The sequence below is a fragment of the Vibrio sp. 2092 genome (genome assembly GCF_033339635.1).
GTDB classification, from domain to species: Bacteria; Pseudomonadota; Gammaproteobacteria; order Enterobacterales; family Vibrionaceae; genus Vibrio; species Vibrio alginolyticus.
Window position 1 is genome coordinate 105,659 of the sequence record NZ_JAWOUY010000008.1, and the last position, 21,947, is coordinate 127,605.

Annotated in this window: 21 protein-coding genes; 14 read left to right on the top strand and 7 right to left on the bottom strand. The window is 41.0% G+C overall.

Annotated elements, in window-relative coordinates; genetic code table 11:
• Positions 1-349 precede the first annotated feature (349 nt).
• The 3 genes from R7P80_RS15210 to R7P80_RS15220 all read left to right on the top strand — a co-directional run bounded on the left by R7P80_RS15210 (position 350) and on the right by R7P80_RS15220 (position 3,372).
• The gene (locus R7P80_RS15210) at positions 350-622 is read left to right on the top strand and encodes a hypothetical protein (protein WP_225491801.1); all 273 of its coding nucleotides are present in this window, start codon (positions 350-352) and stop codon (positions 620-622) included.
• Positions 623-760: 138 nt separating this feature from the next.
• Positions 761-1,042 (top strand): hypothetical protein, encoded by a 282-nt coding sequence (locus R7P80_RS15215; RefSeq protein ID WP_318096712.1) that lies wholly within the window; start codon positions 761-763, stop codon positions 1,040-1,042.
• An 899-nt stretch (positions 1,043-1,941) separates the two neighbouring features.
• Positions 1,942-3,372 carry a sensor domain-containing diguanylate cyclase gene (locus tag R7P80_RS15220; protein ID WP_225491803.1) on the top strand — a complete coding sequence of 477 codons (1,431 nt, stop codon included), beginning with the start codon at positions 1,942-1,944 and terminating at the stop codon, positions 3,370-3,372.
• A 415-nt stretch (positions 3,373-3,787) separates the two neighbouring features.
• Here R7P80_RS15220 and R7P80_RS15225 read toward each other — a convergent pair whose 3' ends face one another.
• Complete coding sequence (locus tag R7P80_RS15225) at positions 3,788-4,735, bottom strand: sensor domain-containing diguanylate cyclase (RefSeq protein WP_225491804.1); 948 nt, start codon at positions 4,733-4,735, stop codon at positions 3,788-3,790.
• Positions 4,736-5,328: 593 nt separating this feature from the next.
• Here R7P80_RS15225 and R7P80_RS15230 point away from each other — a divergent pair.
• Positions 5,329-5,733: an H-NS family nucleoid-associated regulatory protein gene (locus R7P80_RS15230; RefSeq protein ID WP_225491805.1), complete on the top strand. Its 405-nt coding sequence runs from the start codon at positions 5,329-5,331 to the stop codon at positions 5,731-5,733.
• Positions 5,734-6,210: 477 nt separating this feature from the next.
• Here the strand turns inward: R7P80_RS15230 and R7P80_RS15235 are convergent, their stop codons facing one another.
• On the bottom strand, positions 6,211-6,432 hold the full coding sequence (locus R7P80_RS15235; protein WP_225491806.1) for a hypothetical protein: 222 nt from the start codon (positions 6,430-6,432) through the stop codon (positions 6,211-6,213).
• Between the two features lie 434 nt (positions 6,433-6,866).
• Between R7P80_RS15235 and R7P80_RS15240 the strand changes: the two genes are divergently transcribed.
• From R7P80_RS15240 to R7P80_RS15250, 3 genes are all read left to right on the top strand, one after another.
• On the top strand, positions 6,867-7,121 hold the full coding sequence (locus R7P80_RS15240; protein ID WP_140371601.1) for a hypothetical protein: 255 nt from the start codon (positions 6,867-6,869) through the stop codon (positions 7,119-7,121).
• 235 nt (positions 7,122-7,356) lie between these two features.
• Positions 7,357-8,313 carry a sensor domain-containing diguanylate cyclase gene (locus tag R7P80_RS15245; protein ID WP_225491807.1) on the top strand — a complete coding sequence of 319 codons (957 nt, stop codon included), beginning with the start codon at positions 7,357-7,359 and terminating at the stop codon, positions 8,311-8,313.
• Between the two features lie 541 nt (positions 8,314-8,854).
• Positions 8,855-9,241 carry a hypothetical protein gene (locus tag R7P80_RS15250; RefSeq protein ID WP_225491808.1) on the top strand — a complete coding sequence of 129 codons (387 nt, stop codon included), beginning with the start codon at positions 8,855-8,857 and terminating at the stop codon, positions 9,239-9,241.
• 257 nt (positions 9,242-9,498) lie between these two features.
• On the opposite strand, the gene R7P80_RS15255 is transcribed toward R7P80_RS15250, so the two are convergent.
• The 3 genes from R7P80_RS15255 to R7P80_RS15265 all read right to left on the bottom strand — a co-directional run bounded on the left by R7P80_RS15255 (position 9,499) and on the right by R7P80_RS15265 (position 12,933).
• Positions 9,499-10,806 (bottom strand): type II toxin-antitoxin system HipA family toxin, encoded by a 1,308-nt coding sequence (locus R7P80_RS15255; protein ID WP_225491809.1) that lies wholly within the window; start codon positions 10,804-10,806, stop codon positions 9,499-9,501.
• Positions 10,807-10,977: 171 nt separating this feature from the next.
• Positions 10,978-12,681, bottom strand: a complete 1,704-nt coding sequence (locus R7P80_RS15260) for an FAD-dependent oxidoreductase (RefSeq protein ID WP_225491810.1) — start codon at positions 12,679-12,681, stop codon at positions 10,978-10,980.
• A gap of 72 nt (positions 12,682-12,753) precedes the next feature.
• Positions 12,754-12,933 carry a pyridine nucleotide-disulfide oxidoreductase gene (locus R7P80_RS15265; protein ID WP_225491811.1) on the bottom strand — a complete coding sequence of 60 codons (180 nt, stop codon included), beginning with the start codon at positions 12,931-12,933 and terminating at the stop codon, positions 12,754-12,756.
• 151 nt (positions 12,934-13,084) lie between these two features.
• On the opposite strand from R7P80_RS15265, the gene R7P80_RS15270 reads away from it, so the two are divergent.
• From R7P80_RS15270 to R7P80_RS15280, 3 genes are read left to right on the top strand one after another with little or no spacing between them, the layout of a single operon-like run.
• Positions 13,085-13,375, top strand: a complete 291-nt coding sequence (locus R7P80_RS15270; protein ID WP_005376206.1) for an ArsR/SmtB family transcription factor — start codon at positions 13,085-13,087, stop codon at positions 13,373-13,375.
• 5 nt (positions 13,376-13,380) lie between these two features.
• A complete protein-coding gene (locus R7P80_RS15275) occupies positions 13,381-13,794 on the top strand; it encodes a YeeE/YedE family protein (protein WP_406707485.1) in 414 nt (137 codons plus the stop codon).
• Positions 13,795-13,808: 14 nt separating this feature from the next.
• Positions 13,809-14,249, top strand: coding sequence for a YeeE/YedE family protein (locus tag R7P80_RS15280; RefSeq protein WP_225491813.1), 441 nt, complete (start codon positions 13,809-13,811; stop codon positions 14,247-14,249).
• 53 nt (positions 14,250-14,302) lie between these two features.
• Here R7P80_RS15280 and R7P80_RS15285 read toward each other — a convergent pair whose 3' ends face one another.
• Positions 14,303-15,166: an endonuclease/exonuclease/phosphatase family protein gene (locus R7P80_RS15285; RefSeq protein WP_225491814.1), complete on the bottom strand. Its 864-nt coding sequence runs from the start codon at positions 15,164-15,166 to the stop codon at positions 14,303-14,305.
• Positions 15,167-15,475: 309 nt separating this feature from the next.
• On the opposite strand from R7P80_RS15285, the gene nrdD reads away from it, so the two are divergent.
• Positions 15,476-17,596: an anaerobic ribonucleoside-triphosphate reductase gene (gene nrdD / locus R7P80_RS15290; protein ID WP_005388026.1), complete on the top strand. Its 2,121-nt coding sequence runs from the start codon at positions 15,476-15,478 to the stop codon at positions 17,594-17,596.
• 83 nt (positions 17,597-17,679) lie between these two features.
• A complete protein-coding gene (nrdG, locus tag R7P80_RS15295) occupies positions 17,680-18,150 on the top strand; it encodes an anaerobic ribonucleoside-triphosphate reductase-activating protein (protein ID WP_005376213.1) in 471 nt (156 codons plus the stop codon).
• Positions 18,151-18,234: 84 nt separating this feature from the next.
• On the opposite strand, the gene R7P80_RS15300 is transcribed toward nrdG, so the two are convergent.
• Positions 18,235-19,620: an MATE family efflux transporter gene (locus R7P80_RS15300; protein WP_225491815.1), complete on the bottom strand. Its 1,386-nt coding sequence runs from the start codon at positions 19,618-19,620 to the stop codon at positions 18,235-18,237.
• Positions 19,621-19,740: 120 nt separating this feature from the next.
• Here R7P80_RS15300 and R7P80_RS15305 point away from each other — a divergent pair, with 120 nt between their 5' ends.
• Positions 19,741-20,598, top strand: a complete 858-nt coding sequence (locus R7P80_RS15305; RefSeq protein ID WP_005388028.1) for an AraC family transcriptional regulator — start codon at positions 19,741-19,743, stop codon at positions 20,596-20,598.
• Positions 20,599-20,753: 155 nt separating this feature from the next.
• Positions 20,754-21,941 carry an aromatic amino acid transaminase gene (locus R7P80_RS15310; protein WP_053303643.1) on the top strand — a complete coding sequence of 396 codons (1,188 nt, stop codon included), beginning with the start codon at positions 20,754-20,756 and terminating at the stop codon, positions 21,939-21,941.
• Positions 21,942-21,947 lie beyond the last annotated feature (6 nt).

The following is a 21,947-nucleotide window of genomic DNA, read 5'->3' on the forward strand; positions in this document are numbered from 1 at the left end:
AAGTACGTATATAAAAAAACAGAACGAAAAGTTATTAATAGCGATTTAAATAATGGTTTAAATTGTCAAGATGATTGTCTAATCTCAGATAGCGAAGCGTTACTTAAAGCTAACAGTTTAACTGTTGAAGACCAACATCATAGATTTAAACTAAATACATCAGTCACTAAAAAGAATCTGCCAATCGAAAGGTTAGTATCAAAACTCAACTAGCGCAAATTAGCCAAAAACAGAAAGAATCGCGTGTTCCTGGGCTGTTTGGATGTAATCCTTACAAGTCAAGACGTACAGAGCAAGTCAAAGAAAGCGAAATGTTTTGTTTCTTTTAACGTGAATCGGGATAGATATTATGACGAAGCAGCATCAATGCGAACAAATGCCGAAGGAAGTTCAAGTGTACTATACAGATCACTACACAACTGAAGAACAATGGTTTTTGTTTGTCTCTGAAACCGCAACAGAAATGGATCTAGAACTGAGCCACGAACTTAATGAGGTAGGAGAGTTGCTGTGGCAAACCGCGTTTAACATCATTCATTGTCCGTATTGTGGTTTGAAACTAGCAATCTCGCAAACGGATACTGCCCATTTTCATAAGGCTGTGAACTATAAACTGATTTAATCACTTTACTTTCGTATTTGTCATGCTTATGAGCATGACTGAAACGATGACAATTATAGAGTGCAGAATATGAGAAGAATCAGCAAGCGTTACAAATCAAAATTATCGAGACTTTATCAAATCGCGAAATCGAATCACATGACACTGGCTGAACTTATCGAGTTGAAACGTCGGGGTAATGAAATAGATGAAGCAATGCGTTTAAAAACCAAGTTTAACGAGGAAATTGATTGGTTCAATTTCAGCTTGATTGGCTTTGCAATTACTTTTCCTTTGTTAAGTGGTAGTGAGAAGTCTGTGTCATTACTTTGTGTCTGTCATGACTTAAACTCTTTTGAGCAACTACAAGCCAAATATGGTAGTTGTCCTGATGATATCAAGGTTCAAATACTGAAAGAATTAGAAGACTTAGATTTGTAAGCGATAGGCTCATTAGTATTGTTACCTGTTTGATATGCACATGAATATCCCATTATTTATATTGGTGATAAAAATTGGCAACGATAATGATGTCATTCTGGATTAGGTAGAGTGAAGGTTATGATTGCATGCAGGGTCGCCAGGGCAGTAGCTATACCATAATCATTCACCAAACCTGATAAGAGTGCATGTGGGGTAGAGTCTGCCGAGCATATTCATATTGGGGTTAATTGATAAATCGGTGACGAGGCTACTACCAGTTTAGTCACTTGGGTGTATGGATCAACAATTTTGATGTTATATCTATATCGTAAGCAAATTAGTTTATCAAAGCCATTCGAATAAACAGTCCTGTTTCTACATACTTACATATGAATGGAGGGATGATGAGCTTGAGGTCGAGATGTAACAGTTGACATGGATTTATTCGTGCTGAGGTCAGTACTCTAAAATGGGATAGGGGTAACGGAGGAGTTGGCTCAGTGGAGAGTTTATTTGTGAACTCCACAATGATTAATAAAATCTTATCGTTTTGTCAGTTTCTCAGCAATGGCGATGTCGAAAGGCACCATTTTCATGGACTCAGATAGGTTTATGATGGATTTGCTAATTGGTTAGTTTTTGAACTCCTTACATCGCTAATTGATAAAAAGCAATATAGTCTGACTCTTTTCTTGATTTTACTTTCATTTTAGGGATTATGAGTGGATATAATTTATAAGCTTTAGTTATGCCTTTTACCATGGATCAAACTTAAATTTATGCTTGCTATCAATAGACAAACGTTCAACCTCAGAAAACTAATTCTTTTTATCTGTATATTCAGTGTGTCGATTACACTTTTCAATACTTTTTTCTCAATTTATCAGGTTCAGCGTGAACAGCTTATACGTAATTCCATGGAAACAAACTATGCTTACGCCCAAAAAATGGCTGAGGTGACGGAAGTCTTTACTAAATCAGCAATGCGACAAGTTGAGTATTCGGCAGATATTTTAGGTAGTGATTTTGATAGCAAAGAACTCATTGACCATGAACTAAATCGATTGCAAGAGCAAGCTGGCTTGTTTAACTCTACTGTTTTGGTCGATAACAAAGGGGCTATCCTATCAACTTCAAAAAACATAAGTAAAGCTGAAGGAATGCAGTTAACAGATGAAACTCTGCTACAATCATTAAACAAAGCACAACCGTTTATTACCAAGCCTTTTGTCTCACCAAAAGGAAATTACTTGATTTGTATTTCGTATCCAGTTTTCTCTCCGAATAAGGAGTTCCTGGGATACTTAGGAGGTACAATATACCTCAAGGATAATAATGTATTAAACTCTCTACTCGATAACCACAGTCACAGCAATGGTTCATATTTATATGTCGTTGATAATAGTAAAAGTATAATTTACCACCCTGATAAATTTCTTATAGGAAAGACAGTTGATAATAACCATGCTGTTGACTTGGCACTCCAAGGTGACGGAGGTAGCGTTGAAACCATTAGCTATTTTGGAGAAGACGTACTGGCTGGGTATGCACCTGTAAAAAATACAGGATGGGGCATTATTATTCAGAGATCGAAGTCTGTGAGCTTTGATATATTAGATGGTCAACTACAATCTGTTCTTGTACGCACTATTCCTCTGAGTTTATTTACTTTTATATTTATATGGGTGACATCCTCCACTATATCTAAACCGCTTTGGCAGTTAGCGCTATCAATTAACAAAGCAAACGTCAAACATTCTGACGCTGTTAGCTTAAAAAAAATAAAACCTTGGTATTTTGAGGCATTTTTATTGAAGTCTGCTGTTATTAAAACCTTTACCGACGTTTCGAATACGATAGAAAAGCTGCAAAATGATCGCTTAACTGATGTAATGACTGGACTGACCAACCGAAGAGGTTTCGAAGAGGCGGTTGATAAACTTGAAGAAAGGAAAAGTCCTCTTTCAGTCATGGCTATCGATATAGATTTTTTCAAACAAGTGAATGATACCTATGGGCATAGTATTGGTGATGAGGTTCTGAAAGAACTGTCTAATCTGATTAAATGTCAATCTCGTAAAACGGACATTTTATGCAGAACAGGAGGGGAGGAGTTTATCGTTTTTCTTGCTGAGATGAGTATCGAGAGTGCATTTGCGAAGGCAGAGAGGCTCAGAAAGAATGTTGAACAACACAGCTTCGCACATATAGATAAATTAACCATATCAATAGGTATATCTCACTGGACGGGAACAGATCAATCGCTTCACAAATCCATCAGAAAGGCAGATGATGCATTATACAGAGCGAAAAGAAACGGTAGAAACCGTTGTGAAGTTAATGTTTAAGATAATAACCTAGTATTTGATGCAATGGTGTGTATTGTGGAGCCTTTCGCTACCTTAGGTGTATCACGTTAGCGGGGGATATTTTAACAGCGAAAAGTAGCTATGACTAAACTAAACTGGAAGGTATTGATCGTTCTTGCTAGGAGGTTTGAAAGTTCCGTCAGTATGCTTATTTCGGAGCATTCCGCTCAGATCAGTTATTGCCCGAGCGGCCGCAATCAACTGAATACGTATTCAGTTGACCGAAGCGATTGCAATACTGATGTTTCAATGACTATGATATTTGAGTTAGTGTGTATAGATAATGCTTGGCACCTATCCTTGTTGTCTACTCATTGTGTAATTTGATAGATGTCACTGATTGCCAGCAAGTAACACCTATCTGTGACATCAGGTTCAATCGAAAATCTTCGGTTTACTCAGTTACAGAATTTGCTGGAGCGAATGCTTTTTCGGAAACACACATGTAAGGCTCATTCTCAATTTTGGCTCTATACATCGCCTTATCCGCTAACTCTATCAGTGTAGATAAACTACTTGAATCATCTGGGTATATACCGATACCGATGCTAGCTCTAATGGCTATTTCATGACCGAGTGCACTTACGTACACTGGGGTTGAAATTAGCTGATTAAGCTTATTCGCTATCGACTTTGCTTCCGAAGTTTTGTCATAATGTTTAGTCAAATTAAACAATACAAGAAATTCATCTCCCCCTAACCGAAAACAAATATCATCGCTGCGCAGGCTTTCAGTTAATCGTCTGGAGATCTCTTTTAAAAGTAGATCACCAGTACCATGCCCAAATGAATCATTTATAGCTTTAAATTTGTTTAAATCTAAGTAAGCGATCCCCATGCAATTTGAGTTAAAAATCGCTTGAGACTGCTTTTCAAGTAAAATATTAAGATGTCGCCTATTGAATAAATTTGTTAACGGATCTGTAATTACCTTACTGCGGAGGTCTTCGACAAATTCCTGTATGGTAGAGAAGTCGTGAATGGTTGCTATGCCACATCGCTCGCCATTCAGTGTGATGCTCGCAATCGAAATTCTTGCGGCAAAAGACTCGCCATTTGACTTGATACAAGACAACATATTTCGTGACATCATGGTCCTAGCTGGGGACTGATACTCTATGAAATGCTTAACTTTTTCTTTATGTATTTCACTATGAGTGGCTGGTAGAAGCTTTTCTAAGCTAAGGTTTTCCATTCCCTCTGACTCATACCCAAATAGTTGATTACATGACTGATTCGCGAATAAAATATTAGAGTTCTGATCGACGATTAAAATAGCGTCTACCAGAAAATCCAAGAACTGATAGATTTGTGTTGGTTGTTGCATTACTACTTTGTCCATATCGCTCTGGATTAATTTAGCCTGTTAAACTTCAAACATGCGTATGCATGTTGAATTTTTACAAAAGCATTACTATGTGTGTGGTTTTTATGAAGAGTCTAAGCTATTAGGCTCGATAATACAATGAGTTATTATTGGAAGCTGTAAAGGTAAGACCATCGTGTTAGTAATGGGATTATGTGACATCAATGTTATATGGTCAATTTTAATACATAATCATTCACTTTATGGATTGAGCCGTATGCAAGTGAGTAAATTGAGTTTTTTATCGATTACCAATAGTAACGAAAGTTAGTTGATGTTGGTTCTATCGCGTTTTATTTAACTAAGTCGAATAATTGCTAATAAATGACTTAACCTGGTGTTTGATTGGTGTTAGTACTATGGGAAATTAAATTTGCATTGTCATTAATAAAGAGGTGGCACTTCTTTCTTGTTATAACTATAAGTGTATTGTATCGATTTACAATTCAAAAAATCATTTATAGAATATGAAGCGATTTGATTTCATAATTTGTGAACTGTTATAGATTACATTTTCAATAAATGAAGCTTTCAACTCTTACGTTATATAAGGAATACTAGGCGCCAATATGAACGAATTAGAAAAAATATTATTTAACATCCGCAATCTAAGGGTATTTTCTCGAGATCTCACGTTAGATCAGCTTGAAGAGGCTCACAATAAGTTAACAACAATTGTTGAAGAACGACGTGAAGAAGAGGAAGTTTTAAGAGCCGAGCAAGCAGAGAGAGAAGCAAAGCTCGCTGCAATAGCAAAACAGATTAAAGAGCAGGGTATTGATGTTAATGAACTTGTCTCGGCACTTTCATCGAAAAAGGTCAAGAGTAAGGGAAAGCGTCAGGCTCGAGCGGCTAAATATAAATACGTTGATGACAATGGTGTAGAAAAGACATGGACTGGCCAAGGTCGTACGCCATCGGTTATCCAAAAAGCACTTGATGCTGGTAAAACATTGGATTGTTTTGCTATTTAATTATAAACATCGCTTTACAACCAAGGTTTCAGTATTGATTCGCTGACATCTTCGTCTCAAGTTATTGAGTTGGGTCTCTTAGAACTATCAATATTGTTATATCTGGAATATGACAATATTGATTTTCATATTTCCTAACAATATCTAGACTTCCTATCTCAATTCACCCCTTGACTGACACCTACCACTATTAGTTGGGACGAGTTAAGTAATGACAGCCACTAAACGCAGTTCAAAATCAGAATTAAACATCTCTCTGAAGTTTAAGTAGAAGGCTGACAGCTCTATGGGCGTCTCAATAATGTGACGAAAAACACCAATACCAGTCAGCGCGAATAAGAGTCAGTTGCTGAAGTAACCAAGCTCAACGGTCGTAGTCCTAGGAACCAGAAGAGCAAGACATTGTATAAAAGTTACCACGCACTTCGGCGTGATATTTAAGTCTACGTGCTCTTCTGGCAGAATATTAAGGGAAGACTAGAGTAAATAACGTTGTGATAAGTTGGAGTTTTTTGACCTTATAGACGCTGATTCTGCATTCGAGTCTAAATCGAAATGTACGTTAACCTGAACGCCTTCTCGTTCAAATGTCATATCATCAAAGTCTGTCATTGTAATCTTGAAGCCATTACGAGCGAAAAACCCAGTAACCATCGTACGCTGTTTTATTTGTAATGCGGATGCCAGCAACTTATCCATATGTAAATATCCTTTTTTATAATGTGGGTATGCACTAAACACTAGTGTTAGTTAACCATGAAGTCAATTTTAGCTACAAAGTTGATTTCATTTATGTGCTCACGGGATACGAGTTCCTGATTAACTTAACATAAAGGGTAACTCAGGCGTGACCGTGTAACTAATGGGCTGAAACCTTGTAAAAATCGTAAGTAGTCTTGGATGACGAGCGTTCTAGTTAATCTCTTACTGCGTGCAGGTGTGTGATTAAGTTCATGGGGGCTATTCAGACTTTGTGAATCCAAAGTACCAGATAGCTATCTGCAAATAACGTAATCCATGGTCTGCAATGTGTCAGAGACCGTGCGTTTAAGTTGGATTGAATACTCAATCACGGTAATAAATTCCAATTTAGGCTAAATTGGGGCATCAACTTTGCCCTAGAAGGAAGTATTGTGGGGAGCAAGAAAGACGTACCGCATGACAAATTATTAGAAAGATTATGGCATGAGGAAATTGCAAATAGGTTAGGTATAACGATATACGAGCTAGAACTCATCGATTGGTATACCGACGAAGTTCTCTGTGAAGACGGGCGGTTATACAAGGTGAGACTAAATATCGAAAAAATACCATCAGATAGAATGGTTTATGAAAAAATTGAAAAAATGTTGAACAATGGTCGTTGGGTTTACTTTGATGAGTTATAAGTCTATTTTTGGTCGAATGTGTTGTGAAAAAACAAACAGTTGGAAATATCATTAAAACATTAGGTCATTCATTGTGAGCTTCCTCAAAGTCACACTAATGATGATTTACACAGCAAGTAGGGAGCCGCTACTTTAGGTAAGTCGCTCAACTTAAGCTGGCATCATATCCAGTTGATTTTTAAAATAAGTTGCATTAGAAGCCGTTCATGAACTTTAACACAGTAAGAGAGAGAATATGAAGACTCCAAAGCTACCAGATAACGAAGCAGAACGCTTACACGCGTTAAGAGCGCTGGAGATATTGGATACTTCGTCTGAAGAACGTTTTGACCGTATAACACGAATGGCCAAACGTATGTTTGGTGTTCCTATTTCACTCGTTAGCCTCGTCGATGAGAATAGACAGTGGTTTAAGTCTGCTCAAGGGATAGACGTGACTGAAACCCCAAGAGAAATTTCTTTTTGTGGGCATGCGATTAACGATGATGGACTCTTTATCATTCCCAATGCCATTGACGATAAAAGATTTTGTGATAACCCTTTGGTGACCGACCATCCTAACATTCGATTTTATGCGGGGTATCCTCTTAAACTGAGACATGGGGTCAACATTGGCACATTGTGTTTGATTGATAATAAACCAAGAGAAATGGACGAAGAAGATCGCTTACTTCTACAAGACTTGGGGACGATGATTGAGCAGGAAATAAAGTCAGTTCAAATGGCAACCCTAGATGAACTGACTATGATTTCAAATCGTCGAGGTTTTTTGCTCCTAGCAGACCATACCCTAAAGATGTGTAAGCGTAAAAAGCTGAAAAGCTCTGTCCTGGTATTCGATTTAAACAAGTTTAAGCCAATTAATGATAATTATGGTCACCATGAAGGCGACTATGTACTAAAAGTTTTCGCGATGACGCTTCTTGAAACATTCAGAGAATGTGATGTCGTAGGCCGATGGGGAGGTGATGAATTTGTTGTATTTCTTACGGATACAGAAGCAGACTCAGTAAAGCATATCCTCGTAAGGTTTAGCGATAAGATCGTAAAATTTAACCAAGAAAGCAATAAACCTTATCGTATTGAATATAGTTGTGGTGTCAGTCATTACCGTTATGATAGCCCTCTATCTATAGAAGAAAGGATAGAAGAAGCCGATAATGAAATGTATAAGGCAAAGAAGACGCGCTAAATCGATAAGTAGGCTCAAATACTTTGTTTCAATCATCCTATTTATTTAACAACTACGCAACAAGTCCAGTCTAATTATCGTTTATTAGGCTGCACAAAGACAAAAAACTGGATACTGATTTTTGGATGTTCTGAGCTTGTTGATGAAAATGATGATGCGGAATCACTTATTGATAGAGCTGACAGAGTTATGTACGTTCAGAAATTGCGTATGAAATCTTATCGAAAGTCAGGATAATTGTTACTAATCTCCTTAAATTTAGAAACCACGATGTCAGCGTTGTCGTAATGTTCGTCTTTGGTGAAAAGAATTGTATGATTAATTGCAAATATATCACGGCTGATAACGGCTATCTTTGGAGTTTAATTAAGGATTCAGTCCTTATCTGAAAGCAGCGAGAGCTGACAAATACTAACACCGTGAATTATGAAGGTTACGTAGATATGTGATCATTAACCGATCACAGTGTATTTTGACAGCTAATGGATTTAGTCGGTTGACCAATTTTCCTGGCTAGGAAGAAAAATAGGAGAGTGCTACTATGAGTATGTTACGCTACAACCACACTAAAATTGCAGACTCACTTGCTAAGTATCCAAAGGTATTTTTGCTAGAGATCTTGGCAGGAAAACAAGACAGTGACCACTCTGTGATCCCACCCGACTCATTAAAAAACATTTATTACATAACGGCGGCATGGAAATATCTCCGTAAAGGTATGTGTTTTGAGGAGAGTATAATTGAGGCACTTTCACAATACCCTAGTGATCATATGATAATTTATGACATTAGTGGTGGCGCATCTAAATTACCTTTACACCGTGCTGTCAGTTACGTGATCAATACAATGTGTCAACCAATCTTGACTTCGACGGAAGAGGAAGAGTTCAAGAAGGTGCTGGGACTAGCAGGTAAGGTGGAGCCTTGATTGAGCAGTAAGACTGGAAACTAAATTTTTCTTCTTTTTGCTGGTAATGGTCAATGTCTTCAGAAAACAAACATTTGATTATAAGTCCACTAGCTATCATTGGTACAGTGCTTGGTGGCATAAAAGGATGCTCTATATAATCAAAACTAGATAGTGATTTAAGCAAGTTTGCAATAATTAAAGTTATGAATTGTTGTTAAATAAGTAGAGTCAATTAAACGGAGATATCCAAGCGTTCGTTACACTCTGAGACCAGCTTACTTAATCTTGTTCAGCATCCTCCGTGCGTTACTGGTTATTGAATCTATGATTTGAGCAGGAAAGCCGTTAGGTAGCTGGTTAACTACTTGTTCAATGGCGTTAGGAAATGTGACAACAAACTCGTCAAGTATCTCTTGCATTCGAACTGTGCAGAAACCAACAGTTTCTGCTGTTGCAATAAAGTGACGCGGATAGATTTTTTCTAAATGCCACTTATTGCCGCTTGAAGTGGATTTGAGAGCCATCGCTAGTTTTAGTTTACGTGTGTTAATGCCTCTGCCACTTGATGTGGGGAAGGCTGACATAATGTCGTAGAATGGGGTTAGTCTATAAGCACCATTGGCCTCAATAAAAATTGAAAAGTTTTTTGCATGCCCGTCGGTTGCACCGATCAACCATTGAAATACTTGAAAGCGCATAAAATCGTCGCAGTCGTTGTCTGCGCATCTAGAACGACTCAGTAGTTGCATGATTTCTTTAATACCAACGCCACCATCACTCTGATATTTCAATCGTGAGGGAAGCGAGAATACTTGGCACATGTCTTCTTGAGTCAATCGAATAAGTGCGTTCCCATCTTGTGAGCAGTGTCTATCGAAACGTTCAATAACTAGAGCTTTCATTCCTTCAACTTTTAAGATCTCAATCTTTGGAACTTGGAAGCCCATTGCTTCTGCAAGTTTTATACAGAAATACTCATTTTCAACGCTCCCCGTCATATCAAGTGTTGCCGCTGGCTGCTGAATAAAGCCGATCGGAAATTTGAGAATGTGAGTGCTTGGGTAATCCAAACTGGGTAAAAACCAATCATTTTTGATTTTAAGAAGCGCAGTTTTCTCTTGCGCCCCAGATATTGTTAAGCGGAAGTCGTGCTTATTGGACATGCCAAGAGGGAACTGATACTCATGAGCCGTAACTATATTGTGTAAATTACGAACTGAAAGTGGTTCCAGCCGCGTTGAAGCACGACCATTATGTATTTCATCTGCTGGCAGCAATGAGAGTGAGCCAACGCAATCGTGACCGATTGCATGCAATAAATCAAACACGTCTGTTGAGTCGGTGCTATAGCGACGCTGTATGTTCTGACGTGTTGAAGTTAAATCTGGCAACAGATTATCAAAATAATTTGCTACAGGGTCACCTTCGTGTAGTTGACTTTGAAGCGGAAGAGATAGCGAAATCGGGTAGGCATTCGACTGAGCTAACCAATTATTGTCATAGCAAAATTGCAGTTTGCCATTAGTAAGCTTGGTCAAATGGGCAACTTTGGTGCTGTTGATGTGTATTAGTAACGTGGTCATCTGTTTCTTCTGAACAAAATTGAAGGCGGAGAGGTTTACCTAAATCATATAATTAGTTAACAAAATAGCTAGTGCTGATTTTACAGCACAGTGAACTGACTATTAAGGGATACGGTAGGTTATACAACAGCCAGCAATCAAATTGCTGGCTGTCAATTTTGTTAATTGTAATTACATTTTTGAATGAAGATAGGTTCGATAACCGCCTATAAGATTACGGGCTTTGTAACCATTGTTAACTAACTGACGATAAGCAACGTTACCACGTAACCCAACTTGACAGTAAATCACAATCTCTTTGTCTTTTGGTAACTCGTCCATTCGGTGACGTAATTGATCAACAGGGATGTTGATCGCATCCTTTATAAAGCCAACACTTTCAAGCTCACCTGGGTTACGTACATCGAGTAGCACTTGATTTTCGGTTAAGGAATCCATTTCATCATAGTGAATTGCTGTAGCATCACCTTTAATGATGTTGTTGGCGACAAATGCCGCTTGGTTTATGACATCTTTTGCACTTCCGTAAGGAGGCGCGTAAGTCAACTCCAGATGTTGCAGTTGTTCGACCGTCATGCCAGCTCGTTGTGCAACAGCCATTATGTCAATTCGCTTATCAATGCCATCTTTACCAACCGCTTGTGCGCCTAAGATCTTACCAGTCTTTGGATCGAACAACATCTTGAATGAAACGACTTCAGCGCCAGGATAGTAGCTTGCATGGCTTGCGGTGTGGACATAGACTTTTTCGTATTCCATACCAGCTCGTTTTAGCTGTTTTTCATTTTTACCCGTTGAAGCCACAGCAAGGTCAAAGATCTTACAAATTGCCGTACCTTGTGTACCTTGATAAGTCTCGCTACGACCTAGCATGTTGTCGGCTGCCATACGACCTTGACGGTTGGCTGGACCCGCTAAAGGAACAAGTGTCTGCTCGCCAGTGACAAAATCTTTTTCTTCAACTGCATCACCAACAGCGTAAATTGAAGGATCGCTGGTTTGCATGTATTCATTAGTGTAGATACCACCAAGCGTCCCAATTTCTAATCCCGCTTCTTTTGCTAATTTAGTTTCTGGACGAACACCAATAGCCATAACCAGGATGTCGGTGGTTAGTTTTTCACCGTTATTAAGCGTAAGAACCAATTCACCTTCTAAGTGTTGATGTTTCTCACTCTCACCAGCATCCACGCTAGCCACATGTTCATTTGGAATAAATTGTACAGACTCAAGAGCAACGCCCAATTTAAGGTCGATCCCTTTTTCACGGATTTCTGCGTGAGCAAAACCTGCCATTTCACGGTCAACAGGTGTCATGACTTGCTCTGCCATTTCAAGCAAAGTGGTTTTAATACCCAGTTGGTGGAAGGCTTCCATTACTTCTAAACCAATGAAACCGCCGCCTACAACCGTGGCGTGCTCTGGCTTGTTCATCTGGATCGTTTTAATGATGCGATCCATGTCAGGGATATTACGTAGTGAATGAGTCAACGGATTATCCAGACCAGGGATTGGTGGAACGATAGGGCCTGCACCTGGGCTAAGTAATAGGAAGTCGTATGTTTCTTCGTATTCTGAGCCATCAAGAAGATTTTTTACTGTCACTGTTTTGTCTTGACGGTTTATCGATACCACTTCATTCATTACACGAACATCAACGTTGAAACGCGCTAAAAAGCTTTCTGGTGTTTGTAGCAATAATTTACTGCGATCTTTGATGTCGCCACCGATGTGATAGGGAAGGCCACAGTTAGCAAAAGACACGAAATTACCTCGTTCGAACATAATAATTTCTGCATCTTCACTTAAACGACGAGCGCGGGCTGCTGCTGATGCACCGCCAGCTACACCACCGACAATGAGAATTTTGGTCATATAGACACTCCAACTTAGCGAGTAAAAAACAAACAATAATACACTCGAAAACAAGTGAATTTTTGTTTGTTTTTAAGAGTATATTAGGAGCAGTGCTAAATCATTTTTAATGTCGTCAATCATACAGTTGACTAATGACACAAATGGACCGCGTTCAAACATAATGATTTCTGCGTCTTCACTAAGACGACGAGCGCGAGCTGCTGCAGATGCACCGCCAGCAACCCCACCAATAATCACGATTTTGCTCATGGATTTCTCCTGCTGAATGATCGAAAACGCCTACACCTTACTTAAATAAATTAGCTGAGTCTAATGTTATTTAATCTACATTAGCATTGACTTAATAATATTAATTAGTAATATCTAATAAAATGTAATGTAGTAATGAAGAGGCATAAGAATGGGCGACAGTATGCTACAAAGTGCGACCGAAGCGAGTGAGCTGCTTAAAATTATGGCTCATCCAGAGCGCCTAATCGTGATGTGTAAGCTGATTGAAGGCGAGAAAGGGGTCGGTGAACTGTTTGAAGGTTCATCATTAAGCCAATCTGCTTTTTCACAACATCTCACCGTATTGAGAAAGCACGACATCATTAAAGCTAGGAAGGTTTCTCAGCAGGTATTTTATTCAATTTCTGATGAAAGAGTTGGTCCGCTGGTTGAGGCGTTTAAGCAAGTTTTCTGTAAGTAATTAGTTTGGCGGTTGCTATGTTTGAAGTTCCTTGGATGTCGCTGTTGGGCGGCATAATAGTTGGCGTATCAGCGATAACACTGATGCTATTTACTGGCAAGACTGCTGGGATCAGTGGGATCTTAAACGGTGCCGTTGAGAGCGAAGACCGCGTTTGGCGCATTGTTTTTTTAATTGCGATGGTATTAGGTGGCGTGTTTGCTGTTTATGTTCTTGGCGGGCATGTACCAGAACAGTACAGCGGTTCTGTTGTTTTAGTTATCGTTGCTGGCTTGTTAGTCGGTGTCGGTACGCGTATCGGCAATGGTTGTACTAGTGGTCATGGCATTTGTGGGATAGGGCGTTTCTCAATCCGTTCTGTGGTCGCGACGTGTACTTTTATGGCCACAGCCATGTTAACCGTCTTGCTAGTATCGTGAGGAATAGTGTAGTTATGAAAACTCACGTAATGAAAAGTATTAAGCAAATGTCCGTTGTTGCATTTTCTGGTGTGCTCTTTGGTATTGGTATGGTGGTCTCTGGTATGGCAGATCCGGCAAAAGTGATCGGCTTTCTTGATATTACCGGTTCATGGGACCCAAGCTTAGCCTTCGTTATGGGCGGAGCACTTGTTGTGTTCGTTCCTGCTTATCTTTTATTAATAAAGCCAAGAAGCGAATCTGTGTTTGGTGATGAGATTGTACGCCCAACTTCTAAAGCGATAGACAAAAAGTTAGTCGGTGGTGCAGCACTGTTTGGTATTGGTTGGGGCTTACTGGGTGTGTGTCCTGGTCCTGCGGTTGCCAGCCTTTTTACTGGCAACACACAAGTTCTGCTCTTTATAGCGGCAATGTTGGTTGGGTCATTCACCGCTAAAAGAATGGTTCGTGGCTAAAGAGTTCTTCAACGCAAAAAAGAGTATCTCAACGTTAACAGAGAACTTAAACGCTAAAAAGTGAGTGTCGTAGAAACCGGGCAATGGTCACTCAGTTTATAGTCGAGTACATCTTGTGTTTTGAAAACGGTTTGAACACCAGACGACGCCTTCAAATCACCACTCGCAATGATGTGGTCTATCACCGAGCGGAATTGGTGGGTTTTATTCGGATTACGATTAGAGCGCACTTTACATTCCGCTTTAGTGTCTTTAGTCACTAGCTTTGCACTAGTATTGTCCGATATCACGTCCCACAACCAATCTCCTTGATAACCCAAGTTGTGGTTAAAGTCGCCAAGCACGACATAATGTTGTTTGTTGTCCTCGCGCGCCTTTATCCACTTAGCTAGTGCCTGTCCTTGTTGTTTCACTATCTTACAATCGCGGTTATTACGATACGCGCCACTGCAACCCGCTTTCAGATGTACAGAGAGTAGGTGAGTCTCGTTTTCTTGGTTTGGATTTAATATAAGGTAGCTCGCGAAGCGCAGCTTGCTGTTGCCTCGTGTGATAGAGAAGTCTGGCTTGTCTAATACGCTTACACCATTGCGCACGGCAAAGCCTGTGTATTGGTTGGTGTCGTTAAACTGAAGGTGTCGGTTGGAGGCGTTTGAACGATCGGAAAGATAGATAGTGAAGTCATTGCCAACAGCTTTTTGCATTGCAGCGACGCTTTCGACTTCTTGAAAAGCAAGAATGTCGGCTTGTGTTTTATCCACATAGTGGGTCAGTTTTTCAAAATCTTGTGGTGTTCTCGACACTTTTCCACCATCTATAGATAACCATTCTATGTTCCAACTGGTTAGATTGATGGAGTTTTGAGCAAATGAAAGAGAACTAAAAAGTAATATTAACGTAACAAAAAGTGATCGCATTTTGGCCTGTTGCACTCCTATCTTTTAGCGTATTCCTTTCCATCCTTTATCCTACAAGACCTCCAAAAATAGCAAGTAGTTTTAGTACCAATTTTGCAATTTTCATGGTTTTCTTCGCAACTGAGATCAACGCCAATAAGATCGATTTCTTCTTGTTCGCTAGCCAATCTTTATTGATCAAAATCAATGTTTTCGAGTGGTGCTTCTCGTTAAATACGCCACAATATATTGTGTTGCTAGAATAAAAAATAACCCCATATAGTGTGTTTGTGGATAACTCTGTGAGTATGCTCGGGTAAGGAGAACAAGGTGAAACCAATCGTAATCAAACGCGACGGATCAAGAGCTCCGTTCAACAGGGATCGTATCCAAGCAGCAGTTGAAGCAGCAGCGGAAAACAAAGATAAAGATGTCGCTATTTATGCTCTTAATGTGGCTCTTGCTGTCGAGTTACAGTTAAGAGAACACGATGAAGTTCACATCCATGAGATTCAAGACTTAGTCGAAAATGAACTCATGCAAGGTCCTTACAAAGCCCTAGCGCGTTCTTACATTGAATATCGCCACGATCGCGACATCGCTCGTGAGAAGCAAAGTGCACTAACTCGCGAAATCGAAGGTTTGATTGAAGAAAGTAATCTGGATCTAATCAACGAGAACGCGAACAAAGACGGCAAAGTAATTCCGACTCAACGTGACTTGTTGGCTGGTATCGTAGCGAAACACTACGCGAAGACGCACATTCTTCCTCGCGATGTGGTTCAAGCGCACGAAGTGGGTGACATTCACTACCACGATTTAGACTACGCACCGTTCTTCCCAATGTTTAACTGTATGCTTATCGATCTTAAAGGCATGCTGACGCATGGTTTTAAAATGGGTAACGCTGAGATTGATACGCCAAAATCAATTTCGACTGCAACAGCGGTAACAGCGCAAATCATTGCTCAAGTCGCGAGCCACATTTACGGCGGTACAACCATCAACCGTATTGATGAGGTTCTAGAACCGTACGTAATCACAAGCTACGAGAAACACCTAGAGATCGCAAAAGAGTGGAACATTGCTGAGCCAGAAGAGTTCGCAAAAGCGCGCACTGAGAAAGAGTGTTACGACGCGTTCCAATCTCTAGAATACGAAGTAAACACGCTACACACGGCGAACGGTCAAACACCATTCGTTACGTTTGGTTTTGGTCTTGGTACTAGCTGGGCATCACGCCTTATCCAGAAATCGATTCTGAAGAACCGAATTGCAGGTCTAGGTAAGAACCGTAAAACAGCGGTATTCCCTAAACTGGTATTCGGCATCAAAGATGGCTTGAACCACAAATCAGAAGATCCAAACTACGACATCAAGCAACTTGCGCTTGAGTGTGCGTCTAAGCGTATGTACCCAGACATTCTTAACTACGACAAAGTAGTGGAAGTAACGGGTTCATTCAAAACCCCAATGGGTTGCCGTAGCTTCCTTGGTACTTACGAAGAAAACGGTGAGCTGATTCACGAAGGTCGTAACAACCTTGGCGTCGTGAGCTTGAACCTTCCTCGTATCGCTATCCGTGCAAACGGAAGCGAAGAGAAATTCTACGAGCTTCTAAATGACCGCCTACGTCTTGCTCGTAAAGCACTAGAGACACGTATCTCTCGCCTTGAAAACGTGAAAGCACGTGTGGCCCCAATCCTATACATGGAAGGCGCATGTGGTGTTCGCTTGAAAGCAGACGACTCAATCGCAGATATCTTCAAGAACGGTCGTGCGTCTATTTCTCTTGGTTACATCGGTGTACACGAGACAATTAACGCGCTATTCGGTACAGAAGCGCACGTTTATGATGACGCTGTTTTGCGTGAAAAAGCGGTCGCGATCATCAAGCATCTAAAAGATGCTGTGAATCAATGGGCTGACGAAACAGGTTATGGTTTCAGCTTATATGCAACGCCAAGTGAAAACCTATGTAGCCGTTTCTGCCGCATCGATGCGAAAGAGTTCGGCGTAATTGAAGGCGTAACAGACAAAGGTTACTACACCAACAGCTTCCACCTAGATGTTGAGAAGAAGGTGAACCCATACGACAAGATCGACTTTGAGATGCCTTACCCAGAAATCTCAAGCGGCGGCTTTATCTGTTACGGCGAGTTCCCGAACATGCAACGTAACGTTGAAGCACTAGAAAACGTATGGGACTACAGTTACACCCGAGTGCCTTACTACGGAACTAACACGCCAATTGATGAGTGTTACGAGTGTGGTTACAACGGTGAGTTTGACTGTACAAGTAAAGGCTTCACTTGCCCAAGCTGTGGCAACCATGATTCAACCAAAGTGTCAGTGACACGTCGTGTTTGTGGCTACCTAGGCAGCCCAGATGCACGCCCGTTTAACTTCGGTAAGCAAGAAGAAGTGAAGCGCCGAGTTAAACACCTGTAAGGTTAACTACCACTCGTTTTACACTTTGAAAATCAACTTTAAACAGGTTGATTTTCTCTTTCGCGATAACACAGAGACGCATTATGAATTACCACCAATACTATCCAATTGACGTTGTTAACGGACCGGGTACGCGCTGTACGCTGTTTGTGTCGGGTTGTGTGCATCAGTGCCGTGGCTGTTATAACCAGTCGACGCAACGTTTGGATTCTGGTGTACTTTTCACGCAAGAAGCGGAAGACAAAATCATCGCTGACTTAAACGACACGCGTATCAAACGCCGTGGCTTGTCGTTGTCGGGTGGAGATCCGCTTCACCCTGCTAATGTGCCTCATATTTTGAAGATAGTGAAAAGGGTGAGAGAGGAGTGCCCAGGTAAAGACATTTGGGTTTGGACTGGCTACACGCTGACGGAACTGAATGACGCGCAAAGGGAAGTGGTGCAATACATCGATGTTTTGATTGATGGTAAGTTTGAACAAGACAAGAAAGACCTCAATCTCGAATGGCGTGGCAGTTCAAACCAAATCATTCATCGATTTACGGACATCTAATCAAGCATTCTCCGCACATAAAAAGAGCTCACGCGTGCAGAACGGGTGAGCCCTTTTGGTGTGAGTTCGTTAATGTCTTTTTGGTTACGCTGTCACCGATTGGTCATCTTCAACCATATTATTTATCCAACGTTTAGATTGAATACGGTAAGTCGTCAGTACGCCTTTCACTAACTCTTCCGCGAGCAGAGACATCAAGACAAAATGCAAAGGCAGCCCTAACACCATGCCTGTGTAATAAGTAAGGGGGATGCCAATAGCCCACTGACCGAACGTGTCGATGAAAATGCTATAGCGAATATCAGCGCCACTCTTTAGTACGCCGCCAATCCCAACCATGTTAAACACCCTCAAAATCATACCTAGCGCCATGACTAAACATACGTTAAGTGCCATGTCTGCATCGGTTAACGGGCTCAGTACCAATAGGTGATGAATCATGGGCGAGCTCAACCACACTAGGAAAAACAGCAAGGTGGCTAAGATTGCGCTGGTTAACACATACCACCACGCCGTTTTCTCGACTCGGTCATAATGTTTTGCACCAATATCATTCCCAAGAAGAACGGATGCAGCGACCGCAAATCCCATAAAGGTTGAAATCAGTACCCCTTCAATCGGTGATAAGAATGAGATGATCGCCAGTTCTGAAACGCCCAATTGACCATAGATGATGCTGTAAACGATCAATCCACCAGTCCAAAGCGCATCGTGGACCAACATGGGTAAAGAAACCTTAAAGTACTTTTTTCGATACTGTTTTAAGCGGCCTTGTACCCAATCGAACTTAGTCGGAATTAGATAAGCATATCGTTTGTAGAAAAAATAAATCAAGACGGCGGTTTGGAAAAATCGAGAAACAAAACTACTTACGGCTGCACCAAATACGCCCCATTGAGGGAAACCAAATAAACCAAAAATCAAAACATAATTAAGCGCGACGTTAACGACAATGGCGGAGATACTAACGTTGGTTGCCAGTTTGGTTTGGCCCACGGAGCGCAATACCGCTTCAATCGGTACTACTATCGCCGTAGCAATGAGGCTAAAGCCCGTAACCACAAGATAATCACGTGCATAAGTGACGTATTCAGGATCGTCTGACATAAAAGAGACGATCTCTTCATCAAAAATCGCATAAAGAACGATAAACGGCAGCGTCACCAAAATGGAAATAAACCAAGATTGCGCCAACGTTCTGCGAATTCCGGCTAGGTTTCCTGAGCCGTAGTATTGAGAAGCAAGTACGGTAACTGCACCGCACAGGCCAAAGACAACCGCTAGGTTGAAGAAAAAGATACGATTTCCAACTCCAACTGCTGCCGTTGCAGATTCTCCGAGTAGGCTTACCATGAAAATATCCACGACGCCGAGCAAAGCAAAAAGCATGGAATGAAGTGAAACAGGTAGGCCAATCGTAATCAGCTTTTGCCAAAATGCTTTATCGATGTATTCGCGTGTTAAGAGCATCGCATTTCTCCTTAAAGATTAATGCGAGTAGTTTATCCTCATGATTTGGCGGTGTATTTTTCAAAGGAATCCAAAACCTTTGTAAAACTCTCTACTAACGCACATGTGAGCCAATAAATCATGGAAGATAAACAAGAACGCTACGCGATTTCAGAAAAAACTTATCAAGAGTTTATTGATCACAGTCGAGTATTAGCACTTGAGGAGAGAGGCATTGTGCAGTGCGGCATTGCCACTTGTCGTGACTTCTTCTCTGTTTATCGTAAAAACCAAAAGAAACACATGCTGCTCTATACGGTGCGTGGTAAAGGGTGGCTAGAGAGTGGGACTTATCGATACGATTTGGAACCGGGCTCGTTGATTACAGTACCCGCAGGTGTTGAAAACGGTTTTGGTATAGAAGAAGAACCTTGGCAGATCGCGTGGCTTTTTCTTGCTCCTGATAGAGAGTGGCCGATATTAGAATGTGATGTTCGCTATCAGCTTTCATCTACACCTGAAGTGATGTATGCATGTATCCAAACACTACTACGCAGCATTCACCTTCCAATCGATTATGGTGGTGCGGTAGGTGAGCATAGTGTGGCTCAGTTAGAGCTGATGTTAAACATGCCGCCCTCAGAGTCGATATCACGCAGCCAATTGAGGCTTCGGCGTGTATTTGACCTTGTCCAACGTCAGCTCCATAAGGATTGGAGCGTTGAGCAGGTAGCGGCTCTATATCCATGTTCGGAGCCTCATTTGCATCGACTGACTCAAAAGCAGTTTGGTCGAAGCCCAATGGCACATTTAACGCGTATGCGCATGGAATATGCTGCTAGGTTACTTCGTTCAACAGAATGGCCAATTCAGCATATTGGAGAAATAGTCGGATATCCGACCAGCGCTAACTTTAGTACACGTTTTAAAGCGTGGTCGACCATGACACCAAGAGAGTTTAGAAAAAACGGTAGAGTGGATTGGTACGACGAGGAGTGAATCGTTCTTTTTCTGAACGATAGAGCGCACAAAACTCACCGCAATCCAGAATTTTGTTCTCTAATTGATGAAATAAGTGAAAAATCATTTCGTCATTTTTTGCGATGGTGTTAACGTGAGGTTCGGTACTTGAATTTCAAAGGGTTATGACTTTCATGTTTTCTAATCTCCCAACTCCCGTATTAGATCCTATTTTATCTCTATCCGTTGCATACCGTAACGATGAACGTCCAAACAAGGTTGACCTTGGCATTGGCGTATACAAAAACAGCGCAGGCGAAACGCCGATTATGAAAGCCATTCAAATGGCGCAGGATGTCGTTGTTGAAACTCAAAAAACCAAGTCTTATGTTGGTCTTGCGGGTTGCGAAGAATTTAATAAAAGCATGATCGATTTGCTGCTGACGGGAACGTCTGCAATGGATCGTGTTGCAGCAATTCAAACGCCAGGTGCAAGTGGTGCGCTGCGTATGCTCGGTGATCTGATGAAGATCGCACAGCCAGATACGACGGTTTGGATTTCCAACCCAAGTTACGTAAACCACAAGCCAGTAATGGAAGCAGCAGGCCTTAAAGTTAAGTTCTACCACTATTTCTCTTCGGAAACGAAACAAGTAGACACCGCAAAAATGATGGATGATCTTGCGAAAGCTGGGCCTTCAGATGTGGTACTTCTTCATGGTTGTTGCCACAATCCAACTGGTGCGGATATTGACTTCTCTGCTTGGCAAGCCATTACAGAATTGTCGCAGAAGAACGGTTTCATCCCATTTGTGGACATTGCCTACCAAGGCTTCGGTGATGGCCTAGAAGAAGACGCAAAAGGTCTTCGTTTTATGGCAGATAACGTTGAAGAGATGTTGATTACTACTTCATGTTCGAAGAACTTTGGTTTGTACCGTGAACGAACTGGTGCAGCGATTGTGGTTGGTAAGAACATGCATGATGTAACCAATGCAAAAGGTAAACTCCTCACTCTAGCTCGCTCGACTTACACGATGCCACCCGACCATGGTGCAGCTTTAGTCAAGACCATTCTGCAAGATGACAAGCTCACTTCCGTTTGGAAGCAAGAATTGAGTGAAATGCAACATCGTTTGGTTAGCCTTCGTCAAAGTTTGTGTAACGAGTTGAGAAACAACCATAATACAGATCAATTTGATTTCATTGAGGGTCACAAAGGCATGTTTACTGTGCTAGGCTTTAGTGGAAACCAAATGGCGCAACTGCGTGAAGATTATGGCATTTATGGTGTTGGCGATGGTCGAATTAACATTGCCGGACTTACCGAAACTCATATTCCATACGTAGCGGACGCAATTAAGAAAGTATCTCAAGCTTAATTGGAG